This window comes from Agromyces molybdatiresistens (genome assembly GCF_052748445.2).
Genome location: NZ_CM188258.1, coordinates 1,599,958 through 1,617,911 on the forward strand (window position 1 = coordinate 1,599,958; position 17,954 = coordinate 1,617,911).

At 72.4% G+C, this 17,954-nt stretch carries 16 protein-coding genes; 14 read left to right on the forward strand and 2 right to left on the reverse strand.

Annotated features, from left to right (window positions below; translation table 11 throughout):
• The first annotated feature begins 23 nt into the window (after positions 1-23).
• The 7 genes from ACULK2_RS07265 to ACULK2_RS07295 all read left to right on the forward strand — a co-directional run bounded on the left by ACULK2_RS07265 (position 24) and on the right by ACULK2_RS07295 (position 7,431).
• Positions 24-530 carry an 8-oxo-dGTP diphosphatase gene (locus tag ACULK2_RS07265; protein ID WP_445969197.1) on the forward strand — a complete coding sequence of 169 codons (507 nt, stop codon included), beginning with the start codon at positions 24-26 and terminating at the stop codon, positions 528-530.
• Positions 531-621: 91 nt separating this feature from the next.
• Positions 622-1,800, forward strand: coding sequence for an inorganic phosphate transporter (locus ACULK2_RS07270; protein ID WP_445969196.1), 1,179 nt, complete (start codon positions 622-624; stop codon positions 1,798-1,800).
• Positions 1,797-2,135, forward strand: a complete 339-nt coding sequence (locus tag ACULK2_RS07275) for a peptidase (protein WP_445969195.1) — start codon at positions 1,797-1,799, stop codon at positions 2,133-2,135. The genes ACULK2_RS07270 and ACULK2_RS07275 overlap by 4 nt, the downstream gene beginning before the upstream one ends.
• Before the next feature lie 102 nt (positions 2,136-2,237).
• Positions 2,238-3,734: an NCS2 family permease gene (locus ACULK2_RS07280; protein WP_445969194.1), complete on the forward strand. Its 1,497-nt coding sequence runs from the start codon at positions 2,238-2,240 to the stop codon at positions 3,732-3,734.
• Positions 3,735-3,902: 168 nt separating this feature from the next.
• The gene (locus ACULK2_RS07285; protein WP_445969193.1) at positions 3,903-4,193 is read left to right on the forward strand and encodes a hypothetical protein; all 291 of its coding nucleotides are present in this window, start codon (positions 3,903-3,905) and stop codon (positions 4,191-4,193) included.
• Positions 4,194-4,320: 127 nt separating this feature from the next.
• Positions 4,321-5,700, forward strand: a complete 1,380-nt coding sequence (locus ACULK2_RS07290; protein ID WP_445969192.1) for an adenylate/guanylate cyclase domain-containing protein — start codon at positions 4,321-4,323, stop codon at positions 5,698-5,700.
• Positions 5,701-5,919: 219 nt separating this feature from the next.
• On the forward strand, positions 5,920-7,431 hold the full coding sequence (locus ACULK2_RS07295; RefSeq protein WP_445969191.1) for an aspartate ammonia-lyase: 1,512 nt from the start codon (positions 5,920-5,922) through the stop codon (positions 7,429-7,431).
• A gap of 103 nt (positions 7,432-7,534) precedes the next feature.
• Here ACULK2_RS07295 and ACULK2_RS07300 read toward each other — a convergent pair whose 3' ends face one another.
• Positions 7,535-8,410, reverse strand: a complete 876-nt coding sequence (locus tag ACULK2_RS07300; RefSeq protein WP_445969190.1) for a fumarylacetoacetate hydrolase family protein — start codon at positions 8,408-8,410, stop codon at positions 7,535-7,537.
• 71 nt (positions 8,411-8,481) lie between these two features.
• Positions 8,482-9,990, reverse strand: coding sequence for an AlkA N-terminal domain-containing protein (locus ACULK2_RS07305; RefSeq protein ID WP_501044991.1), 1,509 nt, complete (start codon positions 9,988-9,990; stop codon positions 8,482-8,484).
• 173 nt (positions 9,991-10,163) lie between these two features.
• Between ACULK2_RS07305 and ACULK2_RS07310 the strand changes: the two genes are divergently transcribed.
• From ACULK2_RS07310 to ACULK2_RS07340, 7 genes are all read left to right on the forward strand, one after another.
• The gene (locus ACULK2_RS07310; protein WP_445969188.1) at positions 10,164-11,615 is read left to right on the forward strand and encodes an FAD-binding oxidoreductase; all 1,452 of its coding nucleotides are present in this window, start codon (positions 10,164-10,166) and stop codon (positions 11,613-11,615) included.
• Positions 11,616-11,624: 9 nt separating this feature from the next.
• Positions 11,625-12,812, forward strand: coding sequence for a PrsW family intramembrane metalloprotease (locus tag ACULK2_RS07315; RefSeq protein ID WP_445969187.1), 1,188 nt, complete (start codon positions 11,625-11,627; stop codon positions 12,810-12,812).
• Positions 12,813-12,906: 94 nt separating this feature from the next.
• On the forward strand, positions 12,907-14,190 hold the full coding sequence (locus ACULK2_RS07320) for a GAF domain-containing protein (RefSeq protein WP_445969447.1): 1,284 nt from the start codon (positions 12,907-12,909) through the stop codon (positions 14,188-14,190).
• A gap of 136 nt (positions 14,191-14,326) precedes the next feature.
• The gene (gene exaC / locus ACULK2_RS07325; protein ID WP_445969186.1) at positions 14,327-15,850 is read left to right on the forward strand and encodes an acetaldehyde dehydrogenase ExaC; all 1,524 of its coding nucleotides are present in this window, start codon (positions 14,327-14,329) and stop codon (positions 15,848-15,850) included.
• Between the two features lie 13 nt (positions 15,851-15,863).
• Positions 15,864-16,283 (forward strand): DUF779 domain-containing protein, encoded by a 420-nt coding sequence (locus ACULK2_RS07330; protein ID WP_445969185.1) that lies wholly within the window; start codon positions 15,864-15,866, stop codon positions 16,281-16,283.
• A gap of 245 nt (positions 16,284-16,528) precedes the next feature.
• On the forward strand, positions 16,529-16,900 hold the full coding sequence (locus ACULK2_RS07335) for an FKBP-type peptidyl-prolyl cis-trans isomerase (protein ID WP_445969184.1): 372 nt from the start codon (positions 16,529-16,531) through the stop codon (positions 16,898-16,900).
• A gap of 208 nt (positions 16,901-17,108) precedes the next feature.
• The gene (locus ACULK2_RS07340; protein WP_445969183.1) at positions 17,109-17,942 is read left to right on the forward strand and encodes a DUF4397 domain-containing protein; all 834 of its coding nucleotides are present in this window, start codon (positions 17,109-17,111) and stop codon (positions 17,940-17,942) included.
• Positions 17,943-17,954: the final 12 nt, after the last annotated feature.

The following is a 17,954-nucleotide window of genomic DNA, read 5'->3' on the forward strand; positions in this document are numbered from 1 at the left end:
GGCGGCGGCGCGGCGAGCGGGCGATGAGTGCAGCGACGGGCGAGCGGATGGCGCTGCCCGAGGTCTGCGTCTGCTACGTGCTGCGCGAGGCGGGCGGACGGACCGAGGTCCTCCTCGGCCGGAAGAAGCACGGCCTGGGCGCGGGCAACTACGTCGGACTCGGCGGCAAGCTCGAGCCAGGCGAATCGGCGCTCGACGCGGCCGTGCGCGAGGTCGAGGAGGAGTCGGGGCTCGTCGTCGCGCCCGCCGACCTCGAATCGCGGGGCCGCCTGACCTATCTCTTCCCGCACCGTCAGGCGTGGAGCCAGGTCTCGAACGTGTTCGTCGTGCGCGAGTTCGCGGGCCTCCCGGCGCCGTCCGACGAGCTCGACCCGGAGTGGTTCGGCCTCGACGAGGTGCCGCTCTCCGAGATGTGGGACGATGCGCGCCGCTGGCTTCCCGGGGTGCTCGCGGGCGGGAGGGTTCGCCGGACCTACGTCTTCGGCGAGGACCTCGCGACCGTGGTGGATGAGCAGGATGACGTCGCGTAGGATCGTCGGGGCTCGGCGCTCGCCGAAATCCGCAACCCACCTTCCGTGAACATCCGGCGAACTCCGGTCCGCCGACGACAGAAAGACGCCGGTGGATCTCACCCTCATCGTCGTGCTGGTGATCGCACTGGCGCTCTTCTTCGACTTCACGAACGGCTTCCACGACACCGCGAACGCGATGGCGACGCCCATCGCCACGGGCGCGCTGCGGCCGAAGGTCGCCGTGGCGCTCGCCGCGATCCTGAACCTGATCGGCGCCTTCCTCTCGACCGAGGTGGCGAAGACCATCTCGGGCGGCCTCATCCGCGAGGGAGAGGACGGCGTGTTCATCACGCCGGAACTCATCTTCGCCGGCCTCATCGGCGCCATCACCTGGAACATGGTGACGTGGCTGCTCGGACTGCCGTCGTCGTCGAGCCACGCCCTGTTCGGCGGGCTGATCGGCGCCGCTCTCGTGGGCTTCGGCCTCCAGGCCATCGACGGCGGCGTGGTGATGTCGAAGATCATCCTCCCGGCGCTGCTCGCCCCGCTGACGGCGGGATTGGTCGCGTTCACGGCGACGAAGCTCGCCTACGCGATCACCCGCCGTTACGACGGCAAGCCCGACGGTCGCGACGGGTTCCGGCACGCGCAGATCTTCTCCAGCTCGCTCGTCGCCCTCGCGCACGGAACGAACGACGCGCAGAAGACCATGGGCGTCATCACGCTGACGCTCATCTCGGTCGGCGCGCAGCCGGTCGGCTCGGGCCCCGAGACGTGGGTCGTCGTCACGTGCGCGATCGCGATCGCGCTCGGAACGTACATGGGCGGTTGGCGCATCATCAAGACCCTCGGCACGGGCCTCACCGACGTCAAGCCCGCGCAGGGTTTCGCGTCGGAGACCGCGACGGCCGCCACCATCCTCGCCTCGAGCCATCTCGGCTTCGCCCTCTCGACGACGCAGGTCGCGTCGGGCTCGGTCATCGGCTCCGGACTCGGCCGGCGCGGATCGACCGTGCGCTGGCGCACGGCCGGCCGCATCGGCATCGGCTGGATCCTCACCCTGCCGGCCGCGGGCGGTGTCGGCGCGCTCGCTGCGGTCGTGGCCACGATGGGCGTGGTGGGCGTGCTGATCGACGCCGTCGCGGCAGCGGTGATCATCGGCGGGATCTTCATGTGGTCGCGACGCGACGAGGTGTCGCACCGGAACGTCCTCAGCGAGGTGGCCGACTCTGGTCTGGCCGTGAAGATCAAGCGCAATCCCAAGCCGAAGCGGAAGGTGACCTCGTGATCGACTGGTTCTCGTTCGTGATCGTGCTCGTCGCCTCGCTCGTCGGCGCGAGCGTCGTCGTCAGCGCGTACGCCCTCGGCATCCGCCTGCTCACGATCGGCGGCCGTACGCCGGTCGTCGCTCCGGCCGAGTTCACCGACGCCATCACCGTGATCTCGCCGGAAGAGGCGGCGAAGGCCGCCAGGCGCGCCGAGAAGGCGGCCCGGAAGAGCCCGCTGACCGACGGCCAGAAGCGGATGGCGGTCGTCGGCGCCTGGGCCTGCTTCGCGTTGAGCGGGATCGCCGTGCTCTACGGCATCTACCTCATCGTGCCCGCGCTGCACGGCGGCGGCTGAGCCGCCCCTCCGTCGTCGGGCCACCGTCGTCCCGTCCCGCTCGAGCGAGCGGATTCCCGACCGACGTGCGCGGTGCGCGCACCTGACGAAACACTGGACGACATGACCTCCCGACCCGAGACCGAGACGACGACCGAGCCGGCGCTCGACTCCACCGCCGACGCGCGACGCGCACCGGGGAACGCGTTCGACCGCTACTTCGAGATCACGCGCCGCGGTTCCACGATCCCCGCCGAGATCCGCGGCGGCGTCGTGACCTTCGTCACGATGGCCTACATCGTCATCCTGAACCCCATCATCCTGTCGGGCGGTACGGATGTCGCGGGCGAGAGCCTGGGCTTCGGGCAGGTCGCCGCGGTGACCGCGCTCACCGCGGGCGTGATGACGATCCTCTTCGGCGTCGTGGCCCGACTGCCGTTCGCCTTCGCCGCGGGCCTCGGCATCAACTCCTTCCTCGCCGTCTCGGTCGTCGGCCAGGTGACCTGGCCCGAGGCGATGGGCCTCGTGCTCGTCAACGGCCTCATCATCGTGCTGCTCGCGGTCACGGGCCTGCGCCGCCTCATCTTCGAGGCCGTCCCCATGCCGCTGAAGCTCGCGATCACGGTCGGCATCGGCCTCTTCATCGCGTTCATCGGGTTTGTCGACGCGGGCTTCGTGACCGCGACCGGCGTGGCCTCCCCGCCCGTCGGCCTCGGCATCGACGGATCGCTCGCGACGGTGCCCGTGCTCGTCTTCGTGATCACGCTGCTCGTCACGGGCGTGCTCGTCGCGCTGCGGGTGAAGGGCGGCATCCTCATCGGCCTGCTCTCGGGCACGACGCTCGCGCTCGTGCTCGAGGCGATCCTCGACCTCGGGCCGAAGGTCGGTGCCGACGGCGCCGTGAACCCGCAGGGCTGGGGCCTGTCGGTGCCCGAGCTGCCCGCGCAGTGGGTGAGCCTGCCCGACCTCTCGCTCGTCGGCCAGGTGAGCTTCGGCAGCTTCGAGCGGATCGGCGTGCTCGCCGCGCTCATGCTCGTCATCACGCTCGTGTTCACGAACTTCTTCGACGCGCTCGGCACGATGACGGGCCTCTCGAAGGAGGCCGGGCTCGCCGACGCGAAGGGCGAGTTCCCGCGCCTGCGGTCGGCGCTCGTCGTCGAGGGCGTCGGCGCGGTCGCCGGCGGGTTCACGTCGAGCTCATCGAACACGGTGTTCATCGAGTCCGGCTCGGGCATCGGCGAGGGTGCCCGCACGGGCCTGGCGAACCTCGTCACCGGCGGGCTGTTCCTCCTCGCGATGTTCCTCACCCCGCTGACCTCGGTCGTGCCGTCCGAGGTCGCCGCGGCCGCCCTGGTCATCGTCGGTGCGCTCATGATGGCGCAGATCCGCGACGTCGACCTCTCCGAGTTCAGCGTGCTGCTGCCGGTCTTCCTCACGGTGACCGTGATGCCGCTGACGTACTCGATCGCGAACGGCATCGGCGCGGGCTTCGTCAGCTGGGTCGTCGTGCGCACGTTCGCGGGTAAGGGGAAGGAGATCAGCCCCCTGCTGTGGGTCGTCGCGGCCGGGTTCCTGCTCTACTTCGCCCGCGGTCCCGTCGAGGCGCTGCTCGGCGGCTGACCCGCCCGGACGGCCGACCCCGCCCGGACGGCCGACCCGCCCGGCGGCGCTCACGACCGCCCGCCACGGGGCGTCAGCCGCCCCGCCGATCCGGGGGTTCGCCCCATGTCCTCGCGTCCGCGGCATCCGTAGCCTCGGATCATCCCGATGGACAAGGAGATCCGACCCATGACCACCTTCACCCCCGCACCGGCGACCGACGTCGAGACGCGCGGGTTCGCCGTCTCGAGCCTCGTGCTCGGCCTCGTCTCGCTCGTCGCCGGCTTCACCCTCGTGGTGCCCGTCGCCGGTCTCGTGCTCGGCATCCTCGCGCTGCGCCGCGAGCCGTCGGCGCGGACCATGGCGATCTGGGGCATCGTGCTGAACGGCGTGATGCTCGCCGGCGTCGTCATCGCGACCCTCGCGTTCCTGGCCTTCGGCCTGCTGCTGCTGCCGCTGGCGCCGCTCGCGTTCGTCTGATCCCGCCGACCGGATCCCGCGCCGCCGCCGCGACGCGCGAGGCCCTCGACCCGCAGGTCGAGGGCCTCGTCCGCGTCCGCGCATGCGTCGCGCCCGCGCGCGGGGCTACCCTGACGCTGGGGGAGCGATGGACTCGGATCACGGGCAGCGGGCGTCGGCGTGGGGGGCGGGTGCGCCCGAACCCCGCTACGCGGAGACCGAGGACGGTTCCGTCGCCTACCAGGTGTTCGGCCGGGGGCCGCGCGACCTGCTGTTCATCGGCAACTGGGCGAGCAACATCGAGGTGATGTGGGAGCACCCGTCGATGGCGCGCTACCTCGAGCGGCTCGCGCGGTTCTCGCGGGTGATCTGCTTCGACAAGCGCGGCGCCGGCCTCTCGGATCCGGTGGCGATGGGCGCCCTGCCGACCCTGGAGCACTGGATGGACGACGCCCGGGCCGTGCTCGACGCCGTCGGCTCGCCGTCCGCGACGCTGCTCGGAGATGCGGAGGGCGGGCCGATGGCGATGATGCTCGCGGCGAGCCATCCGCAGCGCTGCGACGCACTGGTGCTCGTGAACACCTTCGCGCGGCTGCTGCGCGCGCCGGACTACCCGATCGGCATCCCGGAGCCGACGGCGGAGCTCCTGCTCGGGCTGTGGCGCCGCAACTGGGGCACCGGCGTCGTCCTGCAGCTGACGGCGCCGGATGTCGCGGACGACGAGCAGCTGCTCCGGTGGGTCGGCCGGTACATGCGCCTGTCTGCGTCGCCGTCCGCCGCGACGCGCATGTACGAGTGGGTCCTGCAGCTGGACGTGCGGTCGGTGCTCCCGAGCATCTCGGTGCCGACGCTCGTGCTGCACAAGGCGGAGAACCGGCACTACCGGGTCGCCATGGGACGGTATCTCGCCGAGCACATCCCCGGCGCGCGGCTCGTCGAGCTGCCCGGAGCGGCGTGGTATCCGCCGTTCGTCGAGTCGGACCGCCTGCTCGACGAGGTCGAGGAGTTCCTCACCGGCGAACGCCCGCCGCCCGCCGACGATCGGGTGCTCGCCACCGTGCTGTTCACCGACATCGTCGGGTCGACCGACCTCGCCGCGCGGCTCGGCGATCAGCGCTGGCTCGACCTCAAGGTCGCCCACGACGACATCGTGCGGTCGCGCATCGAGCGGTACCGGGGCACGCACGTCTCGTCGACCGGAGACGGCGTCCTCGCGCTCTTCGACGGTCCGGCGCGCGCGGTCCGCTGCGCCTGGGAGATCGCCTCGGCGGTGCGCTCGCTGGGCATCGAGATCCGCGCCGGACTGCACAGCGGCGAGGTGGAGTTCCAAGGGGACGAGGTCGCCGGCATCGCGGTGCACCTGGCCTCGAGGGTCATGTCGCTCGCCGGCGCGGGCACGGTGCTGTCGTCGGGCACCGTGAAGGACCTCGTGGTCGGCTCCGGCATCGTGTTCGAGGACCGCGGGGTGCACGAGCTGCGCGGCGTGCCCGGCGAGTGGCGACTGTTCCGGGTGTCCGGGCTCGGCTGACCGCCGGGGCGCGTCCGGGCGGCGGGCGAGTCGACGGGCCGGCGCGATCGATGCGTCCGCGAGCTGCGGCGCGCACGAATCGGACGCCGTGTACAGCGGACGCGCACGGATCGTACACGCCGCAGCGGGAATCGCCGTGGGCCCGCGAGTAGGCTCGGACACGTACCGAGCGCGGTGATCCCGCGCGTGTCCCCTGAAGGCGATGGAGCCGAAGTGTCGATGACCCGACCGCATCCCAGTACCGTCGAGAGCGTCCGATCGGAGGACCAGGTGATCCCCACGAAGACGACCGAGACCCGGACCGAGACCGACTCGCTCGGGCCCGTCGAGGTCCCGGCAGACGCCTACTGGGGCGTGCACACGATGCGCGCGCTCCAGAACTTCCCGATCTCCAAGCGCCCGATCTCCGTCTACCCGGAGCTCGTGGTCGCGCTCGCGCAGGTGAAGCAGGCGGCGTGCCGCGCGAACAAGGAGCTCGGCGCGCTCGAACCGCGCAAGCAGGCGTGGATCGACGAGGCGTGCCAGCGCATCATCGACGGCGAGTTCCACGACCAGTTCGTGGTCGGCGTCATCCAGGGCGGCGCGGGCACGTCGACGAACATGAACGCGAACGAGGTGATCGCGAACGTCGCCCTCGAGATCGCGGGCCAGCCGAAGGCGCGCTACGACCTCATCCACCCCATCGACGACGTCAACCGCAGCCAGTCGACGAACGACACCTACCCGACCGCGCTGAAGCTCGCGATGACCGCTTCGCTCACGACGATGCTCACCGAGCTCGACCTGCTGCGCATCTCGTTCGGCCGGAAGGGCCGCGAGTTCCACGAGGTGCTCAAGGTCGGCCGCACGCAGCTGCAGGACGCGGTGCCGATGACCCTCGGCCAGGAGTTCCACGGCTTCGCCACGACGCTCGGCGAGGACATCGCCCGGCTCCGCGAGACGATCAAGCTGCTCTCCGAGGTGAACCTCGGCGGCACGGCGGTCGGCACGGGCATCACCGCCGACCCGGGCTATGCGGCCTCGGTCGTGCGCCACCTGAGCGAGATCACGGGCCAGCGGCTCGAGACCGCGCCCGACCTCGTCGAGGCGACGAGCGACACGGGCGTCTTCATGACCTTCTCGAGCGCGCTGAAGCGCAGCGCGATCAAGCTCTCGAAGATCTGCAACGACCTCCGCCTGCTCTCGTCCGGCCCGCAGGCGGGACTCGGCGAGATCCACCTGCCGCCGAAGCAGGCCGGCTCGAGCATCATGCCGGGCAAGGTGAACCCGGTCATCCCCGAGGCGGTCAGCCAGGTCGCCTACGCGGTCGCCGGGGCGGATGTCACGGTGATGATGGCCGCCGAGAACGGCCAGCTCCAGCTCAACGCGTTCGAGCCCGTCATCGCGCACTCGCTGCTGCAGTCGATCACGTGGATGCGGCAGGCCTGCTGGACCCTCCGCGTGAACTGCGTCGACGGCATCACGGCGAACACCGAGCACCTCGAGGCGCAGGTGGCGTCGAGCGTCGGCGTGATCACCGCGCTCATCCCGTTCATCGGGTACACCGAGGCGGCGAAGCTCGCCAAGGCCGCGCTCGCGACCGGTCGGCCGGTGGCCGACCTCGTCGTCGAGGCGGGCCTCATGACCCGCGAGGACGTGACCCGGCAGCTGCTGCCGTCGCGCCTGTCCGGCGTGCACCCGATCACGCAGGCGATCAACGTGGTCGAGCTGAAGGGCGAGCCGAGCGACTGAGGCCGGCGACCCCTCGCGGCGACCCCGAGGGCGGCGGATGCCACGCGGCATCCGCCGCCCTCGTCGTCGTGCCGGGCCCGGCGCCCGGCTCGCCCGTGCGCGGCTAGATCACGCGGCAGTGCGTCGTGAGCGAGCCGATGCCCTCGATGCTCACGGTGACGGTCGAGCCGTCGTGGAGGAACACCTGCGGGTTGCGGGAGTAGCCCGCGCCGCCCGGGCTGCCCGTCGAGATGAGCGTGCCGGCCGGCAGGGTCGCGGTCTTCGAGAGGTAGGAGATGATCTCGGCGACGCTGCGGACCATCTCGTTGGTCGAGGCGTCCTGCAGGATGTGGCCGTCGAGGTTCGTGGTGAGCCAGAGGTCCTGAGGGTCGGCGATCTCGTCGGCCGTCACGACCACGGGACCGGTCGGCGTGAACCCGTCGAACGACTTGCACCGCGACCACTGCGCCTCGCTGAACTGGATGTCGCGCGCCGTGATGTCGTTCACGACCGTGTAGCCCCAGACGTGGTCGAGCGCGTCCTGCGGGGAGACATGGCGTGCGGGCGTGCCGATGATGACGCCGAGCTCGGCCTCGTAGTCGACCTGGGTCGCGACGTCGCCCGCCCAGGTGGTCGTCGCGCCGTGCGCGGCGAGCGAGTTCGGCCAGAGCGAGAAGATCGTCATCGCCGACTCGGAGCGGAGCTTCAGCTCGGACGCGTGGGCGGCGTAGTTCGCCCCGATCGCGAGGATCTGCGCGGGTCGCAGCACGGCGGAGTCGTGCCGGAGGCCGGCGACGGGCGTGCCGGGTGCGCCGGACTCGACCGCCGCGTCGACCGCGGCGCGCACGCCGGCCAGCTCCTCGGGGCCCCGCTCGATGAGGTCCTGCAGGTCGCGCGGGGCGTCCGGCATCACGTCGTCGAGGAAGATCGCCAGTTCGTCGTGGACCACCGCGAGTCGGGGGGTCGTCTGGCCTTCGACTCGGAGGTGTGCGAACTTCACCCGTCTAGGCTATCGGCCGGGTCCGCGCGGCCGCTGTGCAGAACGTACAACGAAGTCGGCGGGATGCTCCGTCACGTCGACAAGGCGGATGCCGCGGCTCGCCACAGGTGCATCGATGCGTAGCTCCGCCACGGCGCCCAGGCGGCACCCCGCGACGCGAGCGTCTTCGCGTCGGACGGCAGGCCGAGCCGCGCGGCCCCGTTCCGGAGTGCGAGGTCGGAGACGAGGAGCTCGTCGGGCTCGCGCGTGACGCGCATCGCGAGGTACCCCGCCGTCCACGGCCCGATGCCGGGCACCGCGAGCAGGTCGGCGCGCAGCTCGCCGCGCTCGCGCTCGGGGGCGACGACGAGGTCGCCGGACGCGAGCCGGCCGCAGACGTCGACGATCGCCCTGATCCGGGCGGCCGGGCCGCGAAGCACCTCGGCGCCGTGTTCGGCGATCGCCGACGCGTCGGGGAACAGGGTGCGCGTCCGGCCGCCGAGCTCGACGCGGTCGCCGAGGTCGGCGGCGAGCCGGGTGAGCGCGGTGCGCGCGGCCGCGACCGAGACCTGCTGGCCGACGAGCGCCCTGACCACGAGTTCGTGCGGGTCGAGGCTGCCGGGCATCCGGATGCCGGGGGTGGCCGCGACCGCGGGCGCGAGCACGGGGTCCGCCGCGAGCGCCGCGTCGATCGCCTCGGCGTCGGCGTCGAGGTCGAACAGGCGCCGGACCCGGGCGACGAGCGGGGCGAGGTCGGCGAGGCTCGCGAGGTGCGCCTCGACGTCGAGCGCGGCGCCGTCCTCGACCGACGCGAGACGGACGAGCGACGGCCCGGTCGGCAAGGCGAGCGTGCGCTCGTAGCGATCGGGCGCGGCGACCTCGACGCCGTCGAGCGCGCGCGTGGCGAGCCACGCGAACACGCCCGCGGCGTCGAACGGGGGACGGGCCGGCAGCCGGAGCCGGACGACGCCGGCCCCGTCGGGACCGGGCTCCGCGGCATCCGCCGCACCGTCGGCGGAGCTGGGCACCGGCGCGGTCGCCGGCGCCGTTCCGGCGAGCCGGCCGCGCCGGGCGCGGGCGGAGGCGCGCAGTTCGAGCGGGCTGCGCTCGTACACCGCGCGCACGGTGTCGTTGAACTGCCGGATGCTGCCGAAGCCGGCCGCGAACGCGACGTCCGAGACGCGCATCGACGTCGACGTGAGGAGCGCCCGCGCGGTCTGCGCGCGGTGCGCGCGCGCGAGGGCGAGCGGGCCCGCGCCGAGCTCGGCCGTGAGCACGCGCGTGAGGTGGCGCGGGGTGTAGCCGAGTCGCCGGGCGAGCCCGGGCACGCCCTCGCGTTCGACGACGCCGTCGGCGATGAGCCGCATCGCCCGGGCGGCGAGGTCGTCGTCGAGGTCCCACTCCGGCGAGCCGGGCACGGCGTCCGGCAGGCACCGCTTGCACGCGCGGAGGCCCGCTTCGTGCGCGGCGGCCGCCGTGCGGTAGAAGGTGACGTTCGTCGGCTTCGGGGGCGCCGCCGGGCAGCTCGGCCGGCAGTAGATGCCCGTCGAGTGCACTCCCGTGATGAACTGGCCGTCGAAGCGGGCGTCGCGCGCGAGCATGGCGCGGTACTTCTCCGCGAAGACCGGGTCGGCGAGCGGATCGGCACGCAGGCCGCGGCGCGGCGCAGTGCGGGACGGGGCGGCGGCGGTGGTGGTCACCCATCCAGCGTCGCATCCGAGCGCGCTCTCGCATAGCGGGAATCGGACATGGCTGCGTCGCTACGCTGGACTCCATGCCCGACGATGCGCCCTCGCCCGCCGCCGACCTGCGCGATCCGTCGACCGCGGAGCTGCGCGCCCGCCTCGCCGACGCCCTCGGCGACCGGGTCGCGTTCGACGGTCCCGCCCTCGACGCGGTCCGCGAGGACCGCTCCGGATGGCGCAGCGACGCGCCGCCGCTCGCGCTCGTGCACGCCGCATCCGTCGAGGACGTGCAGGAGCTCATGCGCATCGCGACGGCATCGGGCACCCCGGTCGTGCCGCGCGGCGCCGGAACCGGACTCGCGGGCGGCGGGCTCTCCAGTCCCGGCTCGATCGTGCTCGACCTCTCGCGCATGGACCGCATCCTCGAGATCGACGACGTCGACGAGGTCGCGGTCGTCGAGCCGGGCGTGCTGAACGGCGACCTCGACCGCGTCGCGCGCGAGCGCGGGCTCTGGTACGCCCCCGACCCGGCGAGCCGGGCGATCTCGTCCATCGGCGGCAACATCGCGACGAACGCCGGCGGCCTGCTCTGCGCGAAGTACGGCGTCACGCGCGAGAGCGTGCTCGGACTGGCGGTGGTCCTCGCCGACGGCTCGCTGCTCCGCACCGGGCACCGCACCGTGAAGGGCGTCACGGGGTACGACCTCACGGCGCTCCTCACGGGCTCGGAGGGCACGCTCGGCGTGATCGTCGAGGCGACCCTGCGGCTGCGGCCCGTCGTCGCCGGTCCGATCGAGACCGTGGCCGCGGCCTTCCCCGACGTCGAGTCGGCCGGCGTCGCGGTCGGCGGCGTCGCGGCGGCGCGCGTGCGACCCGCCATCCTCGAGCTCATCGACCCCGTCGGGCTCGCGCGGGTCGCCGAGCACCTCGGCGCCGAGGCGCTCGCGGGAACCCCGCTCGCCGACTTCGCGCCGGGCGAGACGTTCCTGCTCGCGCAATGCGACGCGGGCGACGCCGAGGCCGAGGCCGAGGCCGTCGCCCGCGTGTTCGCCGAGGCGGGCGGCCGCGTGACCAGGTCGACGGATGCCGCGACCGGCGATCGCCTCCTCGACATCCGCCGCGCCATGCACCCCGCGCTCGCGTCGCGGGGCAACGTGCTGATCGAGGACGTCGCCGTGCCGCGTTCGCGGCTGCCGGAGATGTTCCGCGAGGTCGCGCGGATCGGCGCCCGCTACGGAGTCGAGATCCCGACGCTCGCGCACGCCGGCGACGGCAACCTCCACCCGAACTTCGTGTTCGAGGGCGACGAGGTGCCCGAGCACGTCTGGGAGGCGGCCGACGAGCTCTTCCGCGCCGCGGTGCGGCTCGGCGGAACGCTGACCGGCGAGCACGGCGTCGGCGTGCTGAAGCGCCGCTGGCTGGCCGAGGAGCTGGGGGAGGCCTCGGTCGACCTGCAGCGGCGCATCAAGGCGGTGTTCGACCCGGCCGGGATCCTGAACCCCGGCGTGATGTTCCCGCCGGGCGACGGCGGTGCTCGCTAGGCTTCCCGCGTGAGCCTGACGCCGCCTCCCGACCCGTACCGGCACATCAACACCGGTGGGCCGCTGCCGGCCGATCCGGCGTTCGCGCACCGGGCACCCGCCCGCCCGCGGTCCGGCGCGGGCGCGGGCGCCGCGATCGTCGCGCTGATCGCCGTCGCCGGGCTCGTCGCCCTGCTGGTCGCGGGCTACCTCGCCGTCTCGCTCGGCGCCTCGGTGGTCGCCGTCGGCACGCTCGTCGCACTCGTGCCGCTCGCGATCGTGCTGTTCGCGGTGCGCTGGATCGACCGCTGGGAGCCCGAGCCGCGCTGGGCCCTCTGGCTCGCGTTCCTCTGGGGTGCGGCGGTCTCGGTCGCGATCGCGCTCATCGTCGACCTCGGCGTCCAACTGTTCGCCGCGTTCAGCTCGCCGGACGGCGCCACGACCGACGAGGCCCTGCAGGCGGTCGTGCAGGCGCCCATCGTCGAGGAGATCGCGAAGGGCGCCGGCGTGCTCCTCATCTTCCTGCTCGCCCGGTCGCACTTCGACGGCCCGGTCGACGGGCTCGTCTACGGTGCGACGGTCGCCGCGGGCTTCGCCTTCACCGAGAACATCCTCTACTTCGGCGTCGCCCTCATCGAGGGCGGTGCGGGCGAGCTCGGCACGACCTTCATCATCCGCGGGCTGTTCTCGCCCTTCGCGCACGTGCTCTTCACGGCCTGCACGGGCGTCGCGATCGGCTTCGCCGCCCGGCGCGGGCGGAGGGCGGGCGTCATCGCCTGGTTCCTGGTGGGCCTCGTCGCCGCCATCCTGCTGCACGCGTTCTGGAACGGCTCGCTCGCCTTCGCCGACGCCTTCGCGCTCTACTTCACCGTGCAGGTGCCGATCTTCATCGCCGCGATCGTCGTGACCGTGGTCCTCCGGCGCGAGGAGCAACGCGTGACGCGCAGGCGACTCTCGGAGTACGCGGCGGCGGGGTGGTTCAGCCAGGACGAGGTCGACGGGCTCTCGAGCTGGCCGGGCCGACGGGCCGCACTCGCCTGGGCTCGTGCGCAGCAGCCGCCGCGCACGGCACAGGTCCAGCGGTTCATCGCGGATGCCACACGGCTGGCGTTCACGCGCAACATCATCGCCACCGGTCGCGCCGACGTTCGCCGGCACGCCGACGAGCAGGCCCTCCTCGAGGCCGTGTCCCGCGACCGCGCCGCGATCTCCGCCTGACCCGGGAGGACGTACGCCGGCACGACTGCGGGCCGGCCGGTCTATGCTTGCCGCAACCGTGAGGTGATCGACGGCGATCGGAGACGGCGTGCCCATGCCGAACGAGGTGCCGCAGGGCGACCCCGGCGCCCTGCGCGAGCGCCTGCTGCGCGCCCAGCAGGACGCCATCGCGACCGGTGTCGTGCCCCTCAGCCTCCGCCCGGTCGTCCGCGAGTCGTGGGAGCGCGCCATCCGCGGGGCCATCGATCCGGATCGTGCCCTGCCGCGGATCGAACTCGACGAAGACGAGTTCCGTGCGTACCGGGCCGCCCACGCGCTCGCACCCGTGATGCCGGTGATCCGGCGGCTCCTCGTCGACGGAACGGAGGACGCCGGGCTCGTGGTCGCCGTCGGCGACGCGCAGGGGCGGCTGCTGTTCGTCGAGGGCGACGCGCACCTGCGCCGCCGCGCGGAGGACATGCTCTTCGTCGCGGGAGCCGACTGGTCCGAGTCGAGCATCGGCACGAGTGCACCGGGCACCGCCCTGCAGCTCGATCGCGCCGTGCAGATCCGCGGCGCCGAGCACTACAACCGCATCGTCCACCCGTGGAGCTGCACCGCCGCGCCCGTGCACGACCCCGCGACGGGCGCACTGCTCGGGGTCATCGACATCACCGGCACCGACCTCGCGGTCGCGCCGCACACGCTCTCGCTCGTCTCGGCGACCGTCGCCGCGGTCGAGGCCGAGCTGCGGATCGCGAACCTCGAGTCGAGCGTGCACGCGACCATCCGCCGCTCGCGCATGCGGGCAGTGCCCGCCGTGCGGACGCCGCTCACCGTGCTCGGCGCGCAGCGACCGCGGCTCGGCGCGCGCGAGCTCGGCCCCCGTCACGCCGAGATCCTGACCCTGCTCGCATGGCACCCGAACGGCATCGGCGCCGAACGACTCGCGACGCTGCTCTACGAGGGGGAGGCCTCGCCGGTGACCCTCCGCGCCGAGATCACCCGCCTCCGACGCGTGCTCGAGGCCGCAGGCGAACCGGCGCTCGAGTCGCGCCCCTACCGTCTCGCCCGCGACCTCGACGTCGACGCTGCAAGGGTCGCGAGGCTCGTGGGCCAGGGCGCCCTCCGAAAGGCCGTCGAGCAGTACCCCGGGCCGATCCTCCCGTCCTCGGTCGCACCGGGCATCGTCGAGCTGCGCGACGAGCTCGCGGGCCGGCTCCGCGAGTCGATGATCGCCGACGCCTCGCCCGAGCTGCTCGCGGCATTCGCCGAGCGCGACGAACACCGCTACGACGCCGAGCTGTGGAGGGCACTGCTCGAGGTGCTCCCGCCGCGCTCGCCTCGCCGCGCATCGGTCGTCGCGCACCTCGAGCGGATCGACGCGGCGCTGCGCTGAGGCGCCGCCCGCGGCATCCGTGATCCGCAGTGCAACCCGACTGCAACCCTCGGGCAACCGGGTCGCAACCCCGCCGCGCCTACCGTGACGATCGCCCCACTCCGAGGGCATGACGACGACGTCACGAGGAGACACGATGACCGTGTACGCCGCGCCCGGCACCGCCGGCGCACTGATCCAGTTCAAGCCGCGCTACGAGCACTTCATCGGCGGCGAGTGGGTGAAGCCCGTCGAGGGCGCCTACTTCGACGACATCTCGCCGGTGAACGGCAAGCCGTTCGCGGAGGTCGCCCGCGGCACCGCCGCCGACATCGATGCGGCGCTCGATGCCGCGCACAAGGCGGCGCCGGCGTGGGGCCGCACGAGCACCACGCACCGTGCCGCCGTCCTGAACGCCATCGCCGACCGGATCGATGCGAACCGCGAGCTCCTCGCGGTCGCAGAGACCTGGGACAACGGCAAGTCGATCCGGGAGCCGCTGAACGCCGACCTGCCGCTCGCGAGCGACCACTTCCGGTACTTCGCGAGCCTCATCCGTGCGCAGGAGGGCAGCTTCACGCAGCTCGACGAGGACACCGTCGCCTACCACTTCGACGAGCCGCTGGGCGTCGTCGGCCAGATCATCCCGTGGAACTTCCCGCTGCTGATGGCGGTCTGGAAGCTCGCTCCGGCGCTCGCCGCGGGCAACGCGGTCGTGCTGAAGCCCGCCGAGCAGACGCCGGTGTCGATCCTCGTGCTCGTCGAGCTCATCGCCGACCTGCTGCCGGCCGGCGTCCTGAACGTCGTCAACGGCTTCGGCGTGGAGGCGGGCAAGCCGCTCGCGTCGTCGAACCGCATCCGCAAGATCGCCTTCACGGGCGAGACGACGACGGGCCGGCTCATCCTCCAGTACGCGTCGGCGAACATCATCCCCTCGACGGTCGAGCTCGGCGGCAAGAGCCCGAACATCGTGTTCGAGTCGGTGGCCGACCGCCGCGACTCGTTCTACGACAAGGCGCTCGAGGGCTTCAGCCTCTTCGCGTTCAACCAGGGCGAGGTCTGCACCTGCCCGAGCCGCTCGCTCATCCAGAGGTCGATCTACGACACGTTCCTCGACGACGCGATCGAGCGCACGAAGCTCGCGCGCCAGGGCAACCCCCTCGACACCGAGACGCAGGTCGGCGCGCAGGCGTCGAACGACCAGCTCGAGAAGATCCTGAGCTACATCGACATCGGCAAGCAGGAGGGCGCGAAGCTGCTGCTCGGCGGCGAGCGCGTCGACCTCGGCGGCGACCTCAGCGATGGCTTCTACGTCGCGCCGACGATCTTCGAGGGCGAGAACCGCATGCGGCTCTTCCAGGAGGAGATCTTCGGTCCGGTCGTCGCGGTCACGAGCTTCCGGGACTACGACGACGCGATCCGCATCGCCAACGACACGCTCTACGGCCTCGGCGCGGGCGTCTGGAGCCGGAACGGCAACGAGGCGTACCGGGCGGGCCGCGACATCCAGGCCGGCCGCGTGTGGGTGAACAACTACCACGCGTACCCGGCAGGCGCGGCGTTCGGCGGCTACAAGTCCTCCGGCATCGGCCGCGAGAACAACAAGGAGGCGCTGTCGCACTACCAGCAGACCAAGAACCTCCTGGTCAGCTACAGCGAGAACCCGCTCGGGTTCTTCTGATCGGCGGCGGGCCATGACGATCGAGACGACGGATGTCGCGGCGCTCGCCGCACGCGTGGTCGCGACGGTCACGGTCGAGGGCGACGTCTCGCCGCGGGTGGAGCTCACCCCCGCGGCGAGCGTCCTGCTCGCGACGCTGTGGGCGAAGCACGGGCCGTTGATGTTCCACCAGTCGGGCGGATGCTGCGACGGCAGCGCCCCCATGTGCTACCCGGCGGGCGACTTCGTCACGAGTGCGGCCGACGTGCTGCTCGGAGAGCTCGACCTCGGCTCGGAGCGGGTCGTGCCGTTCTGGATGTCGGCGGAGCAGTTCGGGTACTGGCGGCACACGCACCTGACGGTCGACGTCGTGCCGGGCCGGGGGAGCGGGTTCTCGCTCGAGGCACCGGAAGGCGTCCGGTTCCTCATCCGATCGCGTCTCATGGAGGGCTGAGTCGCCCCACCGACCCCACGCCTCGGGGCGGCGTCCGGCCCGCCTGCCCCGTTCTTCACCTGCGGTCCTCGACGGGCTCCGCACATGAAGAAACTCGTCGCCCCGCGGTGTGGCCTCAGCCGACAGCACTCCGGGGCGACGAGCTCTTAGGGTGCCAGCCTGCAACGTGTTCGCCGTCAGCACAAGACCCGTGTGGACGGGTGTCCCGGATTGAACGGGCACGCGCCATCCGTTTGGATGGACCCATGACTGATACGAACAGCAAGCCCGAGGTCGAGGCTCCCGAGGGTCCGGCCCCCGCCGAGCTCGTCATCGAGGACATCGTCGTCGGCGACGGTCCCGAGGCCGCGCCCGGCTCGACGGTCGACGTGCACTACCTCGGCGTCGAGTACGACTCGGGCGAGGAGTTCGACTCGTCGTGGAGCCGCGGCCAGTCGATCAACTTCCCGCTGCAGGCGCTCATCGCCGGCTGGCAGGAGGGCATCCCCGGCATGAAGGTCGGCGGTCGCCGCAAGCTGACCGTCCCGCCGCAGCAGGCCTACGGCCCCGCCGGCGGCGGGCACCCGCTCTCGGGCAAGACCCTGATCTTCGTGATCGACCTGCTCGGCGTCAGCTGACCCGAGCCCACGCACGGCACGACGGCCGGCGCACCCGCGAGGGGCGTCGGCCGTCGTCGCGCCGGGCGTGCCGGTCGCCGGATCTCCACCCGGAATCTTCATGCATGTGCATCCGATCGGCGCCCTGGGTCGGAAGGAAGTGGTGTCAGGCAACTTCCGCCCCGCGAACGCGGGACCCCGCCGAGGCGGGAACGACCAGGAGGACACCATGAAGAAGATCGTCGCCGCCGGCATCGGCGCCGGAGCGCTCATCGCGCTCGGCGGGCTCGCACCCGCCAACGCCGCAGAGGACGCGGCCATGCTCTCCGTGCTGCACGGCGTGCCGGGCCTCACCGTCGACGTGTACGTGAACGACGAGCTCACGCTCGACGACTTCGAGCCCGGCGACCTCGCCGGACCGCTCGAGCTGCCCGCAGGCACCTACACCGTCGCGATCACCGCCTCGGATGCCGCGGACGCGTCGGAGCCCGCCATCGGGCCCGTCGACCTGCCGCTCGAAGCCGGTGGGAACTACACCGCCGTCGCCAACCTCGACGCCGAGGGCAACCCCACCACGAACCTCTTCACGAACGACGTGTCGGAGATCGCGGCGGGCGAGGGCCGGCTGACCGTCCGGCACGTGGCCGCGGCTCCTGCCGTCGACGTGCTCGCCGGCGGCGAGGCCGTCATCTCGGGTCTCGAGAACCCGAACGAGCAGACGCTCGACCTGCCGGCCGGGACCGTCGAGGCCTCGGTCGCCGCGGCGGGCACCACCGACCCGGTCATCGGGCCGGCTCCCGTCGACGTCGCCGAGGGCACGCTGACCGTCGTCTACGCCTGGGGCAGCCTCGACGACGACAACCTCGAGCTCGCCGTGCAGACCGTGACCGGCATGCACTCCAGCCCGGACGGCGTGCCGGCCGGCGCTGCGGGCCTCGTGGCCACCAACTCCCCCGAGCAGCAGTTGGGAATGTGGACGCTCGTGGGCGTCGGCATCCTCGCCGCGATCGCGATCACCGCGGGTGCCACCCGCGTGGTGTCCGCGTCGAAGGCGGAGCGCTGATCCGAATGCGGG

Bases quoted from the DNA above. Each gene is read 5' to 3' on its own strand.
- ACULK2_RS07265 (WP_445969197.1), top strand. From the start codon at position 24: ATGAGTGCAGCGACGGGCGAGCGGATGGCGCTGCCCGAGGTCTGCGTC.
- ACULK2_RS07310 (WP_445969188.1), top strand. From the start codon at position 10,164: ATGCCCGACGATGCGCCCTCGCCCGCCGCCGACCTGCGCGATCCGTCG.
- ACULK2_RS07320 (WP_445969447.1), top strand. From the start codon at position 12,907: ATGCCGAACGAGGTGCCGCAGGGCGACCCCGGCGCCCTGCGCGAGCGC.
- ACULK2_RS07335 (WP_445969184.1), top strand. From the start codon at position 16,529: ATGACTGATACGAACAGCAAGCCCGAGGTCGAGGCTCCCGAGGGTCCG.
- ACULK2_RS07340 (WP_445969183.1), top strand. From the start codon at position 17,109: ATGAAGAAGATCGTCGCCGCCGGCATCGGCGCCGGAGCGCTCATCGCG.
- ACULK2_RS07280 (WP_445969194.1), top strand. From the start codon at position 2,238: ATGACCTCCCGACCCGAGACCGAGACGACGACCGAGCCGGCGCTCGAC.
- ACULK2_RS07285 (WP_445969193.1), top strand. From the start codon at position 3,903: ATGACCACCTTCACCCCCGCACCGGCGACCGACGTCGAGACGCGCGGG.
- ACULK2_RS07295 (WP_445969191.1), top strand. From the start codon at position 5,920: ATGACCCGACCGCATCCCAGTACCGTCGAGAGCGTCCGATCGGAGGAC.
- ACULK2_RS07290 (WP_445969192.1), top strand. From the start codon at position 4,321: ATGGACTCGGATCACGGGCAGCGGGCGTCGGCGTGGGGGGCGGGTGCG.
- ACULK2_RS07305 (WP_501044991.1), bottom strand. From the start codon at position 9,990: ATGCTCGCGCGCGACGCCCGCTTCGACGGCCAGTTCATCACGGGAGTG.
- ACULK2_RS07330 (WP_445969185.1), top strand. From the start codon at position 15,864: ATGACGATCGAGACGACGGATGTCGCGGCGCTCGCCGCACGCGTGGTC.
- exaC (WP_445969186.1), top strand. From the start codon at position 14,327: ATGACCGTGTACGCCGCGCCCGGCACCGCCGGCGCACTGATCCAGTTC.